We start from the raw sequence: 16,764 nt of genomic DNA on the forward strand, positions 1-16,764 counted from the left end.
GACGGGGCACCACCTTTCGCGATGCGATGAAGACGACCCGTCACCGCATCGAGAGGAGAGTGACCATGCCCGTCGCCCCCGAGGGTTATGCCGCCGTCAACCCGTTCATCATTACCCGCCGCGCCGAGGCACTCCTGGAGTTCCTCATCGACGTGTTCGGCGCCGCTGAGCGGCCGGACGCACGGACGGTCGACACGGACGGGCTGCTGCTGCACGCAGAGGTCGCACTGGGCGGATCGACCATCGCCGTCGCCGACCGGAAGTCAGATTGGCCTTTCATGCCGTCGTTACTGCAGGTCTGGGTCGACAATCTCGACGAGACGCTCACTGCGGCGCGCGGGCGCGGGGCGACGATCGTGACCGAGCCGACGCCGTTCTTCGGCGACACGTTCTCGCGTTTTCGGGACCCGTGGGACAACCTGTGGTGGGTCTACCAGCACGATCCGAGCGCGGTCGTCGACTGGAGATCGGAAGCCGGATCCTCCGAAGTGGAACCGGACGAGACAGCGTGGGCGCCGACGCCGGAGCTCACCTACATCCACGAAACGCTGCTGACCGCGATGGCCGAACTGCGCGATCGCGGTTGAACAGCTGGCCCGACCGGCGCCGACGCGGCTTAGCGCCTCCCGGTCCCTTCCGTCAATGGCCCGCGGGTCGAGTCGATCAAGATACGACAAAGGCCCAGGTCCGAAGTGGATGGCTTCTGACCTGGGCCTTCGTGGTTGGAGCGGATGACGGGAATCGAACCCGCGTTCTCAGCTTGGGAATCAGGCGGACGCGCCTGGAAGGTGGCCCTGACCTGCGGTTGAGGATGCGCGTCGGGTGCCCCTGTTGGCCGTGGTTGACCGCCCTTAATGGCCCGCTAATGGCCCGAGGTGCTGCGCTGAGACGCTCACTCGGTTCCAGCGGATGGGCCTGATACCAGGGGTTACCGACCTGCTACTGCTGGCCCGGACTGCAGCGTCTCTGCTGCGCGTGAAAAGTAGCGGTTTACCAGCTCTTGCGGTGGGGTAAAGCATTTCTTGCGGTATAGTTACGTGTTCTATGGAGCCTGATCCTGGTGAATTCGGAACATAGTTACCACGCTCTAGGTTATTTCTGTCGAGAATGTGGTGCGCCTCAATTTGATTCGGAGGACTTTCCGTCTGGATGGGTTGTGCCCCAGGGGTTTCGAGAGCGTGAGTTATCGCGGCACGTGGGTGCATTTGTGATGTCGATGGCGGAACTAGATGGGATATTGGCAGCGGTTGTAGGGATATTTGCGAGCAGGCCTGGTGGGCCCGAGTTAAAGAAGAGTTGGGGAAAGTCGGGGTGTGAACTCGCCACGGAGCTAGAAAAGTTATCACCGAAAAGTGGGGATATACTAGATATTGCTGCGAAATACCGAGATTTATACAAAGTCAGAAATCAGATGGTGCACGCGATTCAGTATGACCATTCCGGCAAGGCTGGTATTTTAGCTCTATTTAAAGCCAATAAGATCAAAGGGGGTAGTGAAATTACTCCCGGTGAACTGATAGATGAATACCAGATGAGCATTTCCCAGCTGACTGAAGCATGGTGTAGCGCGCAGTCGCTGAAGCGGGCCGCTAAGGCGGTCTTTGTGGCCAACGTATTCACTTAGCTGCACCTTGCTTCCTGCGCAGACTCCCCCGTTCCCCTTCGTCCGTGCTGATGCTGTGCTCCGTGGTGGCCGGGTCAAGGGTGAGCGGTAGCTCATCGCGTAGCGACGCCGTAGGCGCCCTTGAGGCGGTCGGCGCGGTGTCAGATGATCTACCGGGCGTGAAGGGGCCGGCTCGTGGTGAGTGGCGGCTGCCGGGTTGCTCTGGAGGTCAGGTGACGTCTTCGTCGTGCGAGCCGGGGCCGCCGGCCGGAGCGTCAGCGGGAGGCCGGGCGTGCCCCGGCGGCGGCGCGCGGAGCGCGCCGCCCTTGATCTCTTAGAGGTCAATTCGGCAGCAGTCCCACGGTGCCGCGGTGGTTTCCCGTAATGGTTCGCACCGGTGCGGCTGGCTTGTGCACGCCGTCCGGGTAGCCCGAGGGGCCCGTTGGTGGTCGCCACGCATGATCGCGCTGCCATGACTCTCCTGGAACCGACTCCTTGCGGTACGCGTCAGACGCTGCGCGAAGCCGCTGCTGCGTTCGAGCGGATGGTCGACATTGTGGAGAAGTGCAATGCCTCCGCGGAGCCGCACGGACCCAACGAGCTTTCGAAGGTCACGGCGGCGACGCTCTTGTCATCGTGCCGTTTAGCGGCGCAGTTCCTACGCTCCTATTCGGCTTCTGACGGCGTGCCCCGTTGGCGCGCCTGCTCCAGCAGGAAGCAGCCGGAGGTGATAGCCATCGATGTGTTGGATTCCGTTCCGAAGGAGAATTCGCCACCGTAGGAGTCAGAGAAACTGATTTGATGGTTCTGCGGCTTGTCGTGAAACACCTGTTGACTCTCAAATCCGTAGCGTTGAGCGATCTGAGTGACGCGGTCAATCACATCTGGCCAGCGATTTTCGGGGATGGGACCCTTGGACAAGCCCCCGCTGATTTGTCGGGTTCCGCCATCCCCTCCGATGTCGGGGAAGTCGAAACCGCACCTAGCCCCGCTCACAGGAGTGCGGCCCTCTGGGATTTCCCACTCTGGGATGCCAGCGATGTTGACTGTGGCGTCTTGTACTTCTTTGATCATTTGTTTGTAGCGTTCGGTCATGTCTTCGAAGCTTGGCCGTTGCATCAGGGTGTTGAACTGGTCCTGGACTGTGCCGGCGTTCGGGTCGTCGTTGATGTCCTTACCCTCCATTCCACATGCGGAAGCCAGCACGAGGGCCACCAGGCTCGAGGCGACCACCGCGGGCTTCACCAACCGGTGACGAACTTCCATGCTGCTTCTGCTCCCTGTTTGATGTCCGACGCCACGTTGCGGCCGGCCTGGCCTGCGACGTCGCCCATGTCGGTGTTGTTTCCTTGTACGACTCGATCGTCTGGACCATCTGGATTGTCGGGATGGTGTAGCCCTGCCACGACAGCTGCCATATTGTGCTGGCTCGTGCTGTCGGGCGTGAAGTAGCCACTGTGGCCTTCGACGCCTTTGAGGTCTCGGCCGGTCGGCGACTGCTCGGCGGGTACCGCTCCGGTCTCGCCGTGTTGCATCCCGGGCATCGAGGACGGGTCTTCGCCGAGGTGTCCGCTGCGGCCGATGTCGGCGACCGGGTCGTTATCGGCTTCCAACGACATGACATGCCCATCGGGAACATTCAAGTCCGAGGTATTGCCGGTGCCGAGACCGGGAGAACCAAACATGATGGCGTCATCCACACCGGTGCCACCCTGCAATGCGTGGGATGAAGTCAGCGAACCGTAGGAGTGGCCCAACGAGGTAAGATGTGGCGGGTTGTCTCCCCGGCTGGCATCGATGCCGTTCAGGAACGAATTTAGCTCCCTGCCGCCTTCTTTTGCGGCGGTATCGTTGGCCACGCTCCCGCCGGGGCTAAACATGCCTTCGTCTGCTTGTGGGGCTTGGTAGCCGATATAGGTCACCGTGGCGAAACTGTCGCCGCCATTCCCGGCCCGGTCGGCCAGTTGTTCGGACTTTGTCTTAAGGTCAGCCATGTTCTGGTCGTAGTTTTCAAGGCTGCCGTCGACGGTCGAGGTGAATCCGGGAGTGAACACGGCGACGTGGTCGGCGTTGTCGACGTCGCCGTTGGCGACCGCAGCTTCGGCTCGCGTTTTGGACAGGTCGAGTTCGAGAAGGTGTCGGTTGGGAAGGGTAGGGTCGTTGATTAGGCCTTCCACCTTTTCGACCGATGCGATCTTGGCTTCCAGTTCGCCGATGTTGGAGTTCTCGAGGCCAAGAATGTCCTTGTATCCGGGGTTGTCCTCTTTCGCCTGTGCGAGTTGTGTTCGCAGGTCCTGTTTGCTTTGTGCCAGGATGTCCCTGTTGGCGATGTCGCGATATTTGGCCGAAACGCCGTCGCGGTTGCCGACCAGTTTCGGGTAGTCCTTCGTGAAGCGGTCTCGTTGCGCCTTGGACAAGCTCGCCCACCAAGCCGCATTCTGGGCCGGTGTCGCGTCGCCCGATGGCGGCGTGGGGATGCTGAGGGAGCCGAGAGCTGCGCCGGCGTTTCCCGCCGCAGCCAGGGTGACGGAGTCGTTGCTCATCGCGCCGGCGTCGACGGTGTCTGCTGCCAGGACGCGGTCGAGTACGGTGCAGAAATCTTTGTCGACGTCGTTGGCGCTGCGCAGGACTTGCCGCACGCGTTCCTGGATCTCCTTGGCGAGGGATGCGCGTTCGTTGGCGACTGACTCCTTTTGACCTTCCGGGATGTCCGGTGGCGGCCCCTGGTCGATGACGGAACCGTCGTCGCCGATGCGGAAGTGGTTTGCGCTGGCGAGCTGCTCGGCTTCCTTGACGCCGTTCTTGACGCCGCTGATTGCGTCTGCGGTGGCGGCAATGGCACGCCTGGCTGCGGCGATTTCAGCGGTCCACTCTTGGAGGCTATCGATGATCTGGTTCCCGCGCTGAGCGGCTGCGGTGGCGGCTTCACCGGTCCAGCCGTCCGGCGCGTTCACTTTCCCGAGGTCTTCACCAGCGGTAGTCAGCTCGTTGTACTCACGATTCAGCGGACCGACGGCATCGGAGAGAGGTTCGCTGTCCCATCGGGTCACATCGCCCCAGGTGACCATCAGATCGGCTCCTGTCCGCCGGAGTGGCCGGTTCGTGGAGTGAGGTCCTCCTCGGCCACGGCGTCACTGCTCCGGTACTGCTCGGCGGCTGTGGCTAGGTTCTGTGCGTACTGCTCCAGCGCTCCCGCGGTCCTCGCGCCCTTGCCTTTCCAGGACTCCTTGACCCTGGCCAGCTTGGCGGTTGCCTCCGAACCCGGCATCCCTGCGTTGCCGCCGGGCAAAGCTGACGCCGGGTCGACATTGCGCACCGCTTCGGCAACATCACCAGCGGCGTCACCGCTGCTCGCGATCTCGGTGATCTTTGCTTCGAATCCCATGCCGGCCCCCCTGACCGTAGCCGTGCAATCACAGCCTGCCACCGGGCAAGCGACCATTCAACGACAGCGCCCAAGGTCAGGGGTATCACTGTCGGCAATGGGCACGCCTACGTGTACCGAAGGTGAGTAGTCCTGCCTATGCGGCTAGCGCCACCAGGTCGTGCCGGGTGCGCCGTCCATCGTCGATGGGGGAGGCTGTCCAGCCGCCGGCTGCGCGTACGAGGTCGGTGCGCCTCTTTCGCGGACCTCATGGCTCGGATGGGCCACGACGACATGCGGGCGGCTCTGATCTATCAGCGGGCTACCAGCGAGGCCGATCGGATGATCGCTGACCGGCTTTCAGCTCTGGTCGACGAGCACCTAAAAGGGTGTTCGGAGGACGATGCCGAGGAGGCTGAGGACGAGACGTCCGCCGACTGATGTTGCTGGCATGTTGTTGGCGGGCTCGCGCGGTCCCGGCACGACAAAGGCCCAGGTCCGAAGTGGATGGCTTCTGACCTGGGCCTTCGTGGTTGGAGCGGATGACGGGAATCGAACCCGCGTTCTCAGCTTGGGAAGCTGATGTTCTACCATTGAACTACATCCGCCTGCTGCCGACCGATCTTACAACGTCCGCGCGGATCGTCACCCCCACCCCCGGTCCACCCCTCCGCTTGACGTTCGCGGCCTCGAGTGACAACACTTGTTGTCATCACCTGGACGGGTCGTGCGAAGGAGCATGCGATGAGCGTCGACGACGAGCGATTGCCCGAGCCCGATTTCCTGCGCACCGGCGGGTTTCGCCTGGCCACGCGACTGTATGCGCCCGGTGACGTCCGCGGCACTCGGCGTCAACTCGACACGTTCCGCGAGTACGCCCAGACGGCCGACCCGCTCGCCGACGACCTCGTCGCGCTCATCGAACGCCTGCCCGACGGCGAGGGCCGAGCCCTCTTCGAACGCGCGCTCACCGACGGCATCGACGCCATCCCAGATCCGCCCGCTGAACTGACCGCGTTCTTCCGTCACGTGGAAGCCACGCCGTACTGGGTCGACCACGCCCGCATCGACGCCGGTGCCCGCGCCGTCGTCCGCACCGGCCTGCTCGGTCTGTTCCCCCTCGGCGACATGGCCCTCATGGGCGGCTATCTGTCGTCCAGGGCGACGAAGCCCCTGGTCGGCACCGGCGCGCTCATCGAGGACATGGCGCCGAAACGACTCGTCGAAACCACGAACTGGTGGCTCGACGTCACCACGCCCGGCGCACTGCGCACCCACGAACACGGCTACGCCGCCGCGCTGCGCGTCCGCCTCGTGCACGCGCACGTCCGCGCGGCCATGAACCGTCGCCCCGACTGGGACTACGACGCCTGGGACCGGCCCATCAACCAGGTCCAGACCGTCGGCACGCTCCTGCTGTTCTCACTGGTCTACGTGCTGGGCATGCAGCTGCTCGGCGTCCGCTACACCGACGACGAACGCGCCGACATCCACCACCTGTGGCGCTACATCGGCTGGCTCATGGGCATCACCGACGAACTCCTCCCCGCCACCGAGGACGACTCCTGGCGCCTTCTCTGGCTGCTCGCCACCAGCGAATTCATCCCCGACGACGACTCGAAACGCCTCGCCGCCGCGCTGCTCACCGCACACGAAGGCGTCGGCGAGGGACGCGGTGCCCTGGGAAGTGTGCTCGCCCAGCTGTCGGTGCGGTTGCACGGCTCGGTCAGCAGGCTCGTGCTCGGCAAGGACAACTCCGACTTCCTCGGCCTGCCGAACGACCCGGTGGCGCAGGGCGCCGTGCTCGCGGGTGCGGCCGCCAACTTCGCGGCCGAGAGCGTGCGGCGCGTCCTACCCGGCGCAACAGCGGTGCAGGAACGCATCGGCGAGTTCGGGCGCAAGCAGTACCAGCGCAGGCTCGGCTCGGTGTTCCGCATCGACCGCACGTACGCACGTCACATGCGCGCCGCGGCCTGATTCCCGCGGCGATAGGGTGGGCCCGTGTTGCTCAGTGACCGCGACCTCCGCAAGGAGCTCGACGCAGGCCGGCTCGCCGTCGACCCGTACGGGCCGCAGATGCTCCAGCCGTCGAGCATCGACGTGCGCCTCGACCGGTTCTTCCGTGTCTTCGACAACACGAAGTACACGCACATCGACCCGTCGTTGCAGCAGGACGAGCTCACCTCGCTCGTCGAGAAGACCGACGGCGAGGCGTTCGTGCTGCACCCCGGCGAGTTCGTCCTCGGCTCGACGTTCGAGATCTTCAGCCTGCCCGACGACCTCGCGGGCCGCCTCGAAGGCAAATCGTCACTCGGCAGGCTCGGCCTGTTGACGCACTCGACCGCCGGATTCATCGACCCCGGGTTCGACGGGCACATCACCCTCGAACTGTCGAACGTGGCCAACCTGCCGATCACGCTGTGGCCGGGCATGAAGATCGGCCAGCTGTGCCTGTTCCGGCTCACCAGCTCCAGCGAACACCCCTACGGCTCCAGTGAGGCAGGCTCCAAGTATCAGGGCCAGCGTGGGCCGACCCCGAGCCGCGCGTACCGCAACTTCGACCGCGTCGACACCGCCCGATGAAGGTCGAGACCTCACAGGAGGTCAGCGCGCTGCGGCCGTGACGCGTGGCTGATCCGTCTCACAGAACGGTTCGACAAGTCACTCGTTGGTGGTAGCTTGCCCGGTCGTGGCTACCCCGACCCCTCGATACCGCGCCGCGCTGGTGACGCTCAGCGTGCTCGTCGGAGTCGCGAGTGCCGTGGGCGGCCACCTGCTGTGGTCCGAAGCGGACTCTTCGGACACGGCTCAGGTCGCAGGTCCGAGCAGTGGTCTGGAACGGCAACCGCCCGAGCCGTCGCCCACAGCCTCCGCGGGCCATCCGGGTGGACCCGGCGCCGAGACCCCCGCGAGCCCCGCCCCCGCGACGGCGTCGGTCTCGCTACCCGACGAGACGCCCACCACGACGACCGTCGATCCCGCACCGCCCACCCGCACGTCGTCGTCCCAGCCGACGACCACCCCGTCCGAGGACTCCACCACGCCGACCACGAGCGCACCGACCTCCGGTTCCGGCAGCACCTCACCGACGACCGGCCCCACGACGACCACCGGTGACCGCACCGACCAGCCGCTCGAGGACCTCGCCCAGTACGTCAACGAGGAACGCGTCCTCGCGGGTTGCTCCCCTGCCCGCGTCGCCCCGGAGCTCGGCGAATCCGCGGAGGCGCACAGCGACGACATGTCCCGCCAGGGCAGGTTGTCGCACAACTCGTCCGACGGCACGTCCTTCGAGGAACGCGTCGAATCACACGGCTACGACGACCCCGCGGCCGAGAACCTCGCGATGGGCGTGACGTCGGCGCGCGCCGTCGTCGACAACTGGATGGCACAGGACGCCCACAGCGCCAACATCACCGACTGCGACGTCACTGCCCTCGGCGTCGGCCTCAACGAGAACGGCTGGTACTGGACCCTCGACCTCGGCTACTGACCGTCGCCGGGCCCTGGGACCCCAAGGGAACCTCGATGGCCGGGCCCTGTGTCCCCCAAGGTGCCCTGGGGGCGCCCACCGTCGACTAGGGCGGATGTCACTCGGTCGGCGTGATGCGGTTGAGGATGCGGTTCGTGTCGACGCCGGTGGGCAGCGTGCCGAAGGCCGCGCCCCAGTCGCCCGCGAGCCGGGAGGCGCAGAACGCGTCGGCGACCGCCTCGTCGCCGTGCCGTACCAGCAGCGAGCCCTGCAGTACCAGGGCGAGCCGCTCCACCAGCCGCCGCGCCCGGTATTCCACATCGGACAGATCCGCGAGCTCCTTGCGTACACCGGCGACCGCCTCGTCGAGCCGACCGTCCACACCGGACGCCGCGTCGAGCTCGGAGATCAGTGCCTCCACCGAGTCCGGCTGTTTCGCCATGGCACGCAACGTGTCCAGCGCGGCGACGTTGCCCGACCCCTCCCAGATCGACGACAGCGGCGACTCGCGGAACAGCCGCGGCATGCCCGACTCCTCGACATAACCGTTGCCGCCAAGGCATTCCAGAGCCTCGGCCGCGTGCGCCGGCGCCCGCTTGCACACCCAGTACTTCGTCACAGCCAGCGCCAGCCGCCGGAACGCCGCCTCACCGTCGTCGGCCGCCGCACGATCGCTCGCACCGGCCAGGCGCATCGCCACGAGCGTCGCCGCCTCCGACTCGACGGCCAGATCCGCCAGCACGTTCGCCATCGCAGGGTGCTCGGCCAGCCGGGCGCCGAACGTCGACCGGTGCCGCGCGTGGTGCGCCGCCCGCACCGTGCCGTAGCGCATCCCCGCGGCCCCTCCGATGACGCAGTCCAGCCGCGTGTTCGACACCATCTCGATGATCGTGCGGACGCCGCGGCCCTCCTCGCCGACGAGCCACCCGACCGCGCCGTCGTACTCGATCTCGGCCGACGCGTTGGACTTGTTGCCCAGCTTGTCCTTGAGTCGCTGCAGGTGGATGGTATTGCGCGAACCGTCGGGCAGCACGCGCGGCAGCAGGAAACACGACAGGCCGCCCGGGGCCTGCGCGAGCGTCAGGAACACGTCCGACATCGGCGCCGACGTGAACCACTTGTGCCCCGTCAGCGTGTACGTGCCGCCACCTGCCGGGGTCGCGGTCGTCGTGTTGGCGCGCACGTCCGAACCGCCCTGCTTCTCGGTCATCGACATGCCCGCGATGAGGCCGCGTTTGCCCGTCGGCACGCGCAGGCCGTAGTCGTACCGCCGCGCCGCCAACAGCGGCTCGTAGACGTCGGCGAGCTGCGGGCTGTGCCGCAACGTCGGCACTGCCGAGTACGTCATCGAGATCGGGCACGTGTGACCCGCCTCGTTCTGGCTCCACACGTAGAACTTCGCCGCCCGCGCCACGTGCGCGCCGGGGCGCGAGTCCTGCCACGGCGCGGCGTGCAGGCCACGGGAGACCGCCACGTCCATCAGGTCGTGCCAGTGCGTGTGGAAGTCCACCTCGTCGATCCGGTGACCCACACGGTCGTGGGTGCGCAGCACCGGCGGGTTCTCGTTCACCAGCCTGCCCCACTCCTGTACGGGTTCGCTGCCCGCGAGTGCGCCGAGTTCGTGCACCTCGTCGGCCGCCCAGTCCGCGCCCTCGCGTGACAGCGCGGCGAGCAGTGTCGGGTCGTCGGCGACGTCGTGGCCGGTCAGCTGCGGCACCTGGTTCGTCACGTCATGGGTTGCCGGCATCGGGCGCTCCTAGGGCTCGCAGGGTGAACGTGGACAGCTCGTCGACCGCGTCCTCGCCGCCCGAGGTCAGCGGTCCGATCATGACCTCGGCGACGGCGCCGACGATCGCGGCGGCGGTCAGCGGGGCCTGTTGCGGTGGCAGCGTGCCGTCGCGCACGCCCTCGCCGATCCGGGCGGCGACGACGTCGCGGAACGCGCGGCGGAACACGATGCGCTCGGCCTCGACCGGAGCGTCGACCGGTTCCGCGAGCAGTGCGTACGCCAGCCGCGGTGCCTTGAGAGCGCGCGCGGCGAACGTGTCGACGACGGCGACGACGCGCTCGCCTGCCGACCCCGGCTGCTGTGCCGCGCGTTCGACGGCCTCGACCTCGCGCGTCACCAGCTGCCGGAACAGCTCCGCGACCAGCTCCGCCTTGCTGCCGAAGTACCGGTACACGCTGCCCGTGGCGACGCCCGCACCCTCGGCGACCGCGGCCACGGAACAGCCCGCGTAGCCACGTGTGGCCAGCAGTTCGACGGCGGCGTCGAAGATCGCGGCACGCTGGGAATCCATGCGTGCCTGAATCTGCGGGGTGCGGCGGTACACCATGTCAAGTAGTGAACCATCATTCACAACTTGGATCAAGGCCTCCGGTCACGGGCATCGGTATGCGGCGTTCGCGTTGTGTTCAGCCCGACAACACCCGAACGGGCTACAAAGCTCGGGTGCGAAACAGACACCGACTCCTCGCCTGTGCGGCCGCCACGGCGCTGACGGCCACGCTCACCCCGACCGCCGCCGCGAACCCCGCCGCCGCGAACCCCGCCGCGGGGAACCCCGCCCCATCGGAGACTTCGCCCGCGACCGGCGTCCCGTCCCACCCCGGTGAGCACTTCGTGCGCACGGCGACGATGCCCGTCCACGAGAACTCCTCACCCGACGAGGAGACGGCGGCCGAGATCTCGGCCGTCACCCCGGACGGCCGCACGGTGGTGTACACCGATTCGCCCGGCGAGCGCATCGGCTTCGCGAACCTCGCACGGCGCAGCTCCGTCGAACCGGCGGGCACCCTCGACATGCCGGGCGAGCCCACCTCCGTCGACATCGTCGGAGGGTTCGCGCTGGTCGCCGTGAACACGTCCGGCAGCTACACGGAACCGTCCGGCGTGCTCCAGGTCGTCGACATCGGCACCCGGTCCGTCGTCGCGAGCCACGACCTCGGCGGCCAGCCCGACGCCATCGACATCTCCCACGACGGTCGTCACGCCGCCGTCGCCATCGAGAACGAACGGGACGAGGACTCGGGCGACGGCGCGATCCCGCAGCAGCCCGCCGGGTTCCTCGACATCGTCGACCTCGACGGCTCGCCCGCAGACTGGCAGGTGCGCACGACCGACCTGACCGGCCTCGCCGACGTCGCGCCGAGCGACCCCGAGCCCGAGTACGTCTCGATCAACGGGCGCGGTGAGGCCGCCGTGACGCTGCAGGAGAACAACCACATCGCCGTCGTCGACCTCGAGAGCGGCGACGTGCGAAGCGACTTCACCGCGGGCACGGCGACCGTCCGCGGCGTCGACACCACCGAGAACGGCACGATCGAGCGCGACGGCACCGTCACGGCGCCCCGTGAACCCGACTCGGTCGGTTGGCTCGACGACGACACCCTCGCGACCGCCGATGAAGGCGACTACCGGGGCGGTACCCGCACGTGGACCGCGTTCGACGCCCGCACCGGCGACGTCGTGTACAGCTCGGGCGCCGAGCTGGAGGAACTCGCCGTCTCGTACGGCCAGTACCCGGAGCACCGCGCCGAGAACAAGGGTGTCGAACCGGAGGGACTGGCCGTCGCCACGTACGGCAAGCACCGCTACGCCTTCGTCGCGCTCGAACGCGCCAACCTCGTCGCCGTGTACAACGTGGACGATCCGCGCCGGCCGAAGCTGGTGCAGGGACTGCCCACCGGCGTCGCACCCGAGGGCGTGCTGCCCGTGCCGCAGCGCGGCGGCCTCGTCGTCTCCGCCGAGGAGGACGACGCCGAGAACGACGTGCGTTCCTCCCTCAGCCGGTACCAGCTGACGCGCAAGCCCCTCGCCGCGTCGCTCGCACACAACCGGGGCGCCCCGTCGATCGTCTCCGACGGCATCGGATTCGGTGCGCTGTCCGGGCTTTCCGGAATCCCCGGCGAGCCCGGCGAGGTCGTGGCCGTCACCGACGACGCGTACACGCCTAGCCGCGTGCTCACCGTCGACGCCACCTCGCACCCGGCCCGGGTGACCGGCGAGCTGCCGATCACCCGCGACGGCGAGACGGCGGCCTACGACGTGGAGGGCATCGCCGCCCGCGCCGACGGCGGTTACTGGCTCGCCACCGAGGGCACACCGGCCGGCGGTGTGCGCAACCTGCTCGTCGACGTCGGCTCCGGCGGCGACGTGCGCCGCGAGATCGCGCTGCCCGACGCGATCGCCGACGGAGCCGAGAAGCACGGCTTCGAAGGCGTGGCCGTGTCGGGCGACCACGTCTGGGTCGCCGTACAGCGGGAGTGGGCCGACAACGAACCGGGACGGACCACGCTCGCCCGCTACACGCCCGCGACCGGAAAGTGGGCGTTCGCGGCCTACCCGCTCGACGACGCGCCGGAGAACGGCTGGGTCGGCGTGTCCGAGCTGACCGCGCTCGGCGACGGTCGCCTGCTCGTGCTCGAACGCGACAACCAGCGCGGCGAGAACGCACGGACCAAGAAGATCTACGAGATCGACGTCTCGACGGTCGACCCCGCGCCGGCCGGGGAATCGAAACCGGTGCTGCGCAAGCGGCTCTCGCGAGACCTGCTGCCTGCACTCGAAGCGGGCGGCGGCGCCGTGGCCGACAAGCCGGAAGGCCTCGCCGTGACCGCCGACCGCCGCCTCGTCGGCGCCGTCGACAACGACGGGCTCGACGACGCTCCCGGCGAGTCCGTCCTGCTGCGACTGGGCCGCGCCTGAGGACGGAGCCGGCGGATGGGAGACGCCATCGGCTCCGGCGCTCTTCCGGGGCGGGTGCATCGGTCGTGCTGAACGGCTGTGATCGATGCCGAAACGACAGCGGGCGCCGCACCGGAGGTTCGGTGCGGCGCCCGCTGCGTTACTCGCCCGGGTTATGAATCCCCGGCCGAACGGGGGGCGCTGGCCTCGTTCGCGCCTGCGGGACCGGCCGGAGTGTCGGCCTTGCCGTCGGCCTCGGCCTCACCGCCGGCTTCGGTGTCGGATGCGCCCACCGCGACCGGCTCCTTGTCCGAGCCTCGCTTGACGGCCGACAGCAGCAGCTGCGACACGTCGACGACCTCGAGGTCCTCGCTGGCGCTGCCGTCGCTCTGCCGCGAGGTGACGCCGTCGTTGAGCATCACGCGGCAGAACGGGCAGCCCGTCGCGATCTTCGACGGCGCGGTGCCGAGCGCCTCGTCGACCCGCTCGACGTTGATCCGCTTGCCGATCTGCTCTTCCATCCACATACGCGCACCACCGGCACCGCAGCACATCGAGCGGTCGCCGTGCCGCGGCATCTCACGCAGGTTCGCGCCCGCGGCGCCCACGAGTTCACGCGGCGCCTCGTACACCTGGTTGTGGCGGCCGAGGAAGCACGGGTCGTGGTACGTGATGTCCTGCGCGACCGGTGCCATCGGCGTCAGTCGCTTCTCGCGCACGAGACGGTTGAGCAGCTGCGTGTGGTGCACGACCTCGTAGTCGCCGCCGAGGTCCGGGTACTCGTTGGCGAGCGTGTTGAAGCAGTGCGCACACGTCACGACGATCTTGCGCTTCGCGGGCTCCACATCCTCGAACACCGAGTTCAGGACCTCGACGTTCTGCTGCGCGAGCATCTGGAACACGAACTCGTTGCCCGCGCGGCGGGCCGGGTCACCGGTGCAGGTCTCCTCCGGCCCGAGCACCGTGTACTTCACGTCGGCCATGTGCAGCAGCTCCGCCACCGCACGCGTCGTCTTCTTCGCGCGGTCCTCGAACGCACCGGCGCAGCCGACCCAGAACAGGTACTCGGCGTCACCGAACTCGCCGTCGAACACGGGCACCTCGAAGTCGAGGTCCTCGGCCCAGGCCATGCGGTCCTTGGCGTTCTGACCCCACGGGTTGCCCTTGTTCTCCAGGTTCTTGAACAGCGAGTTCAGCTCGGTCGGGAAGTTCGACTCGATCATCACCTGGTAACGGCGCATGTCGACGATGTGGTCGACGTGCTCGATATCCACGGGGCACTGCTCGACGCAGGCGCCGCAGTTGGTGCACGACCACAGCATGTCCGGGTCGATGACGCCGTTCGCCTCGGCGTCGCCCACCAGCGCACGCTCGGACTCGGCCAGCGCCAGGACGTCGATGCCGGCGTGCGGGTCGTCCCCGGTCAGGCCGATCTCGTCGCCCGCCATGTCCTTCTTGCCGCCGGCCATCAGGTACGGCGCCTTGGCGTAGGCGTGGTCGCGGAGCTGCGTGATCAGCATCTTCGGCGACAGCGGCTTGCCCGTGTTCCACGCCGGGCACTGCGACTGGCAGCGGCCGCACTCGGTGCACGTCGAGAAGTCGAGCCAGCCCTTCCAGCTGAAGTCCTCGACCTGACCCGCACCGAAGACGTCCTTCTCCGGGTCGGCCTCCTCGAAGTCGAGCGGCTTGCCGCCCGACATCATCGGCTTGAGCTTGCCCAGCGCGACGCCGCCGTCGTCCTCGCGCTTGAAGTAGATGTTGAAGAACGCGCTGAACCGGTGCCAGGCGACACCCATCGTCAGGTTCCGGCCGACCACGACCAGCCAGATCATGCCCGACAGCAGCTTGATCAGCGCCATGATCGACACGGCGGCGGTGGCGCTCGGCAGGATCTGCGCGAGCGGCTGGGTCACGAAGCTCGACCACAGGGCCGGGTCCTCGATGCCGCTGGAGATCTTGAACGCCTTGACGCCGAGGATGCCGAGACCCTCGATGACCACCACGGCTTCGACGAAATACGCGGCCGCGAAGTCCGATCCCTGGAACCGGGACTGCCGGTCGGCGCGGCGCGGGTGGTTGACCTGGCGGATGATCGCCAGCGCGACACCACCGACCACGGTGCCGATGCCGAGAAGTTCGAGCAGCAGCTGCCACGGTGCCCAGTGGCCGATGATCGGCCAGGCGAAGTGCGGGTCGAAGATCTCGCCGTAGGCCTCGAACAGGGCGAGCGAGCCGAGCAGGAAGCCCCACATCACGAGCCAGTGCCATGGCCCGACGCGGCGGAACTTGTTCATCCGCGTGTGGGCGGCGAACTCCGTGATCAGCGTCTTCAGGCGCGGTACGAACGGTCCGTAGCGTGTGCCGTCCGGCTGCCCGAGTCGGATGATGCGCACCTGCCGGACGACGGCGGCGACGAACACACCCCAAGCGACAATGCTGACGGCAACGCCGATCACGCCGAGCGTGATCTGCAGTGCACCCATGATCGGGCCTTTCGGTTCGGTCTTCGTGGTGGGTGTCGGGAGGGTATCGCTTCTTCGTTCAGGTCCTACTGAGGAGTAACGGATGAGCGATGCCCGAGTCCCGCTGATGTGGCAGAAACCTCGCTAATTATGGGACGAACGTTCAGGTATCTTCACAAGAGTGGGTGCATATCTGTTGATAGCAGGAGCGATCGTCGCCGAGGTCACCGGCACCGTGTCGTTGAAGTTGTCGGAGGGTTTCTCCAAGCTGCTGCCCTCGATCGCCGTGGTCGTCGGGTACGGCACGGCGTTCGTGCTGTTGGGGCAGGCGCTGAAACACGGTATGCCGGTCGGGGTCGCGTACGCGATCTGGGCGGCCGCGGGTGTCGCGCTCGTGGCGCTCATCGGATCGGCGTTCCTCGGAGAGCCAATGAACCTGACCATGGTCGCCGGGCTGGCGCTGGTCATCGGCGGGGTGGTGCTGCTCGAAGCGGGGCGTGTGTCGTGAAACGGCAGGTCGACGGCCGCAAGGCGCGAGGCGAGAAGCGGCGCACGGAGATCATCGAGGCGACCCTGCGCGTGATCGAACGCGACGGCGTCGCCGGGGTCACGCACCGCACGGTGGCGGCGGAGGCCGGCGTGCCGACGACGTCGACCACGTACCACTTCGCCACCCTCGACGACCTGCTCGTGGCCACGCTGATCGACTGCGCCCGGGACATGGCCACCGAGGTGTACTGGATGATCGACCGGGCGCGCTCACACGGTCGTGGGCGCGGCGCCGAGGAGATCGCCAAGCTGTTGGCGGAGGCGCTCGGCCCGAAGCGTGGGCGGACGATGGCCGAGTACGAGCTGTACCTCCTGGCGGCACGCAAACCCGAACTGCGGCCCGCGGCTCGGCGGTGGCTCGACGTGCTCACGTCGATGGTGCGCCACGACGACGAGGTCGCCTTCCGCGTGTTCCTCGCCGGCATCGACGGTCTGCTGATCCAGGGCCTCATCGACGACGAACCGCCCGGCGAGGAGGAACTCCGCCCGGTCGTCGACTACCTGCTCAACCCGAGGTAACCCACCTGCTTGTCCTGCGTTCAGAACGCCGTGTTCTGCATTCGGGGAGCCGTGTTGCACCTTCAGGGGCTCGTGGTGCGGATCGCGGGGAGGGTGTTGCGGATCGCG

At 67.3% G+C, this 16,764-nt stretch carries 15 protein-coding genes and 1 tRNA gene; 9 read left to right on the forward strand and 7 right to left on the reverse strand.

Annotation, left to right across the window (positions count from 1 at the left end):
* Nucleotides 1-65 precede the first annotated feature (65 nt).
* Both FHS23_RS04005 and FHS23_RS04010 read left to right on the forward strand, forming a co-directional pair.
* Nucleotides 66-587, forward strand: coding sequence for a VOC family protein (locus FHS23_RS04005; protein ID WP_183647904.1), 522 nt, complete (start codon nt 66-68; stop codon nt 585-587).
* A gap of 623 nt (nt 588-1,210) precedes the next feature.
* Entirely contained in the window at nt 1,211-1,624 is a 414-nt protein-coding gene (locus FHS23_RS04010; RefSeq protein ID WP_183647907.1) for a hypothetical protein, read from the forward strand.
* Between the two features lie 645 nt (nt 1,625-2,269).
* On the opposite strand, the gene FHS23_RS04015 is transcribed toward FHS23_RS04010, so the two are convergent.
* Genes FHS23_RS04015 through FHS23_RS04025 form a run of 3 tightly spaced genes read right to left on the reverse strand, consistent with a single transcriptional unit; the run spans nt 2,270 to nt 4,988 of the window.
* Nucleotides 2,270-2,869, reverse strand: coding sequence for an LppA family lipoprotein (locus tag FHS23_RS04015; RefSeq protein ID WP_183647910.1), 600 nt, complete (start codon nt 2,867-2,869; stop codon nt 2,270-2,272).
* Nucleotides 2,845-4,671, reverse strand: a complete 1,827-nt coding sequence (locus tag FHS23_RS04020; RefSeq protein ID WP_183647913.1) for an alpha/beta hydrolase — start codon at nt 4,669-4,671, stop codon at nt 2,845-2,847. The genes FHS23_RS04015 and FHS23_RS04020 overlap by 25 nt, the downstream gene beginning before the upstream one ends.
* Nucleotides 4,671-4,988, reverse strand: coding sequence for a type VII secretion target (locus FHS23_RS04025; protein ID WP_183647916.1), 318 nt, complete (start codon nt 4,986-4,988; stop codon nt 4,671-4,673). Before FHS23_RS04025 ends, FHS23_RS04020 begins: the two co-directional genes overlap by 1 nt.
* 258 nt (nt 4,989-5,246) lie before the next feature.
* Here FHS23_RS04025 and FHS23_RS04030 point away from each other — a divergent pair, with 258 nt between their 5' ends.
* Complete coding sequence (locus tag FHS23_RS04030; RefSeq protein ID WP_183651259.1) at nt 5,247-5,408, forward strand: hypothetical protein; 162 nt, start codon at nt 5,247-5,249, stop codon at nt 5,406-5,408.
* Nucleotides 5,409-5,501: 93 nt separating this feature from the next.
* Here FHS23_RS04030 and FHS23_RS04035 read toward each other — a convergent pair.
* Nucleotides 5,502-5,575 (reverse strand) — tRNA-Gly (locus FHS23_RS04035).
* A gap of 136 nt (nt 5,576-5,711) precedes the next feature.
* Here FHS23_RS04035 and FHS23_RS04040 point away from each other — a divergent pair.
* The 3 genes from FHS23_RS04040 to FHS23_RS04050 all read left to right on the forward strand — a co-directional run bounded on the left by FHS23_RS04040 (nt 5,712) and on the right by FHS23_RS04050 (nt 8,460).
* The gene (locus FHS23_RS04040; RefSeq protein ID WP_183647921.1) at nt 5,712-6,944 is read left to right on the forward strand and encodes an oxygenase MpaB family protein; all 1,233 of its coding nucleotides are present in this window, start codon (nt 5,712-5,714) and stop codon (nt 6,942-6,944) included.
* A 24-nt stretch (nt 6,945-6,968) separates the two neighbouring features.
* Entirely contained in the window at nt 6,969-7,550 is a 582-nt protein-coding gene (gene dcd / locus FHS23_RS04045; protein WP_183647924.1) for a dCTP deaminase, read from the forward strand.
* A 106-nt stretch (nt 7,551-7,656) separates the two neighbouring features.
* Nucleotides 7,657-8,460 carry a CAP domain-containing protein gene (locus FHS23_RS04050; RefSeq protein WP_183647927.1) on the forward strand — a complete coding sequence of 268 codons (804 nt, stop codon included), beginning with the start codon at nt 7,657-7,659 and terminating at the stop codon, nt 8,458-8,460.
* 97 nt (nt 8,461-8,557) lie between these two features.
* Here FHS23_RS04050 and FHS23_RS04055 read toward each other — a convergent pair whose 3' ends face one another.
* The gene (locus tag FHS23_RS04055; protein ID WP_183647930.1) at nt 8,558-10,186 is read right to left on the reverse strand and encodes an acyl-CoA dehydrogenase family protein; all 1,629 of its coding nucleotides are present in this window, start codon (nt 10,184-10,186) and stop codon (nt 8,558-8,560) included.
* A complete protein-coding gene (locus FHS23_RS04060; protein WP_183647934.1) occupies nt 10,170-10,775 on the reverse strand; it encodes a TetR/AcrR family transcriptional regulator in 606 nt (201 codons plus the stop codon). The genes FHS23_RS04055 and FHS23_RS04060 overlap by 17 nt, the downstream gene beginning before the upstream one ends.
* A gap of 116 nt (nt 10,776-10,891) precedes the next feature.
* On the opposite strand from FHS23_RS04060, the gene FHS23_RS04065 reads away from it, so the two are divergent.
* On the forward strand, nt 10,892-13,147 hold the full coding sequence (locus FHS23_RS04065; RefSeq protein ID WP_183647937.1) for an esterase-like activity of phytase family protein: 2,256 nt from the start codon (nt 10,892-10,894) through the stop codon (nt 13,145-13,147).
* Between the two features lie 152 nt (nt 13,148-13,299).
* Here FHS23_RS04065 and FHS23_RS04070 read toward each other — a convergent pair whose 3' ends face one another.
* Entirely contained in the window at nt 13,300-15,609 is a 2,310-nt protein-coding gene (locus FHS23_RS04070; RefSeq protein ID WP_183647942.1) for a (Fe-S)-binding protein, read from the reverse strand.
* A gap of 160 nt (nt 15,610-15,769) precedes the next feature.
* Here FHS23_RS04070 and FHS23_RS04075 point away from each other — a divergent pair, with 160 nt between their 5' ends.
* Together FHS23_RS04075 and FHS23_RS04080 are read left to right on the forward strand one after the other, a co-directional pair.
* On the forward strand, nt 15,770-16,096 hold the full coding sequence (locus tag FHS23_RS04075; protein ID WP_183647945.1) for an SMR family transporter: 327 nt from the start codon (nt 15,770-15,772) through the stop codon (nt 16,094-16,096).
* On the forward strand, nt 16,093-16,656 hold the full coding sequence (locus FHS23_RS04080; protein ID WP_183647948.1) for a TetR/AcrR family transcriptional regulator: 564 nt from the start codon (nt 16,093-16,095) through the stop codon (nt 16,654-16,656). The genes FHS23_RS04075 and FHS23_RS04080 overlap by 4 nt, the downstream gene beginning before the upstream one ends.
* Nucleotides 16,657-16,764 lie beyond the last annotated feature (108 nt).

The organism is Prauserella isguenensis, assembly GCF_014191605.1.
Classification (GTDB): domain Bacteria; phylum Actinomycetota; class Actinomycetes; order Mycobacteriales; family Pseudonocardiaceae; genus Prauserella; species Prauserella isguenensis.

Bases quoted from the DNA above. Each gene is read 5' to 3' on its own strand.
- FHS23_RS04070 (WP_183647942.1), bottom strand. From the start codon at position 15,609: ATGGGTGCACTGCAGATCACGCTCGGCGTGATCGGCGTTGCCGTCAGC.
- FHS23_RS04030 (WP_183651259.1), top strand. From the start codon at position 5,247: ATGGGCCACGACGACATGCGGGCGGCTCTGATCTATCAGCGGGCTACC.
- FHS23_RS04010 (WP_183647907.1), top strand. From the start codon at position 1,211: ATGTCGATGGCGGAACTAGATGGGATATTGGCAGCGGTTGTAGGGATA.
- FHS23_RS04060 (WP_183647934.1), bottom strand. From the start codon at position 10,775: ATGGTGTACCGCCGCACCCCGCAGATTCAGGCACGCATGGATTCCCAG.
- FHS23_RS04005 (WP_183647904.1), top strand. From the start codon at position 66: ATGCCCGTCGCCCCCGAGGGTTATGCCGCCGTCAACCCGTTCATCATT.
- FHS23_RS04025 (WP_183647916.1), bottom strand. From the start codon at position 4,988: ATGGGATTCGAAGCAAAGATCACCGAGATCGCGAGCAGCGGTGACGCC.
- FHS23_RS04055 (WP_183647930.1), bottom strand. From the start codon at position 10,186: ATGCCGGCAACCCATGACGTGACGAACCAGGTGCCGCAGCTGACCGGC.
- FHS23_RS04040 (WP_183647921.1), top strand. From the start codon at position 5,712: ATGAGCGTCGACGACGAGCGATTGCCCGAGCCCGATTTCCTGCGCACC.
- FHS23_RS04020 (WP_183647913.1), bottom strand. From the start codon at position 4,671: ATGGTCACCTGGGGCGATGTGACCCGATGGGACAGCGAACCTCTCTCC.
- FHS23_RS04015 (WP_183647910.1), bottom strand. From the start codon at position 2,869: ATGGAAGTTCGTCACCGGTTGGTGAAGCCCGCGGTGGTCGCCTCGAGC.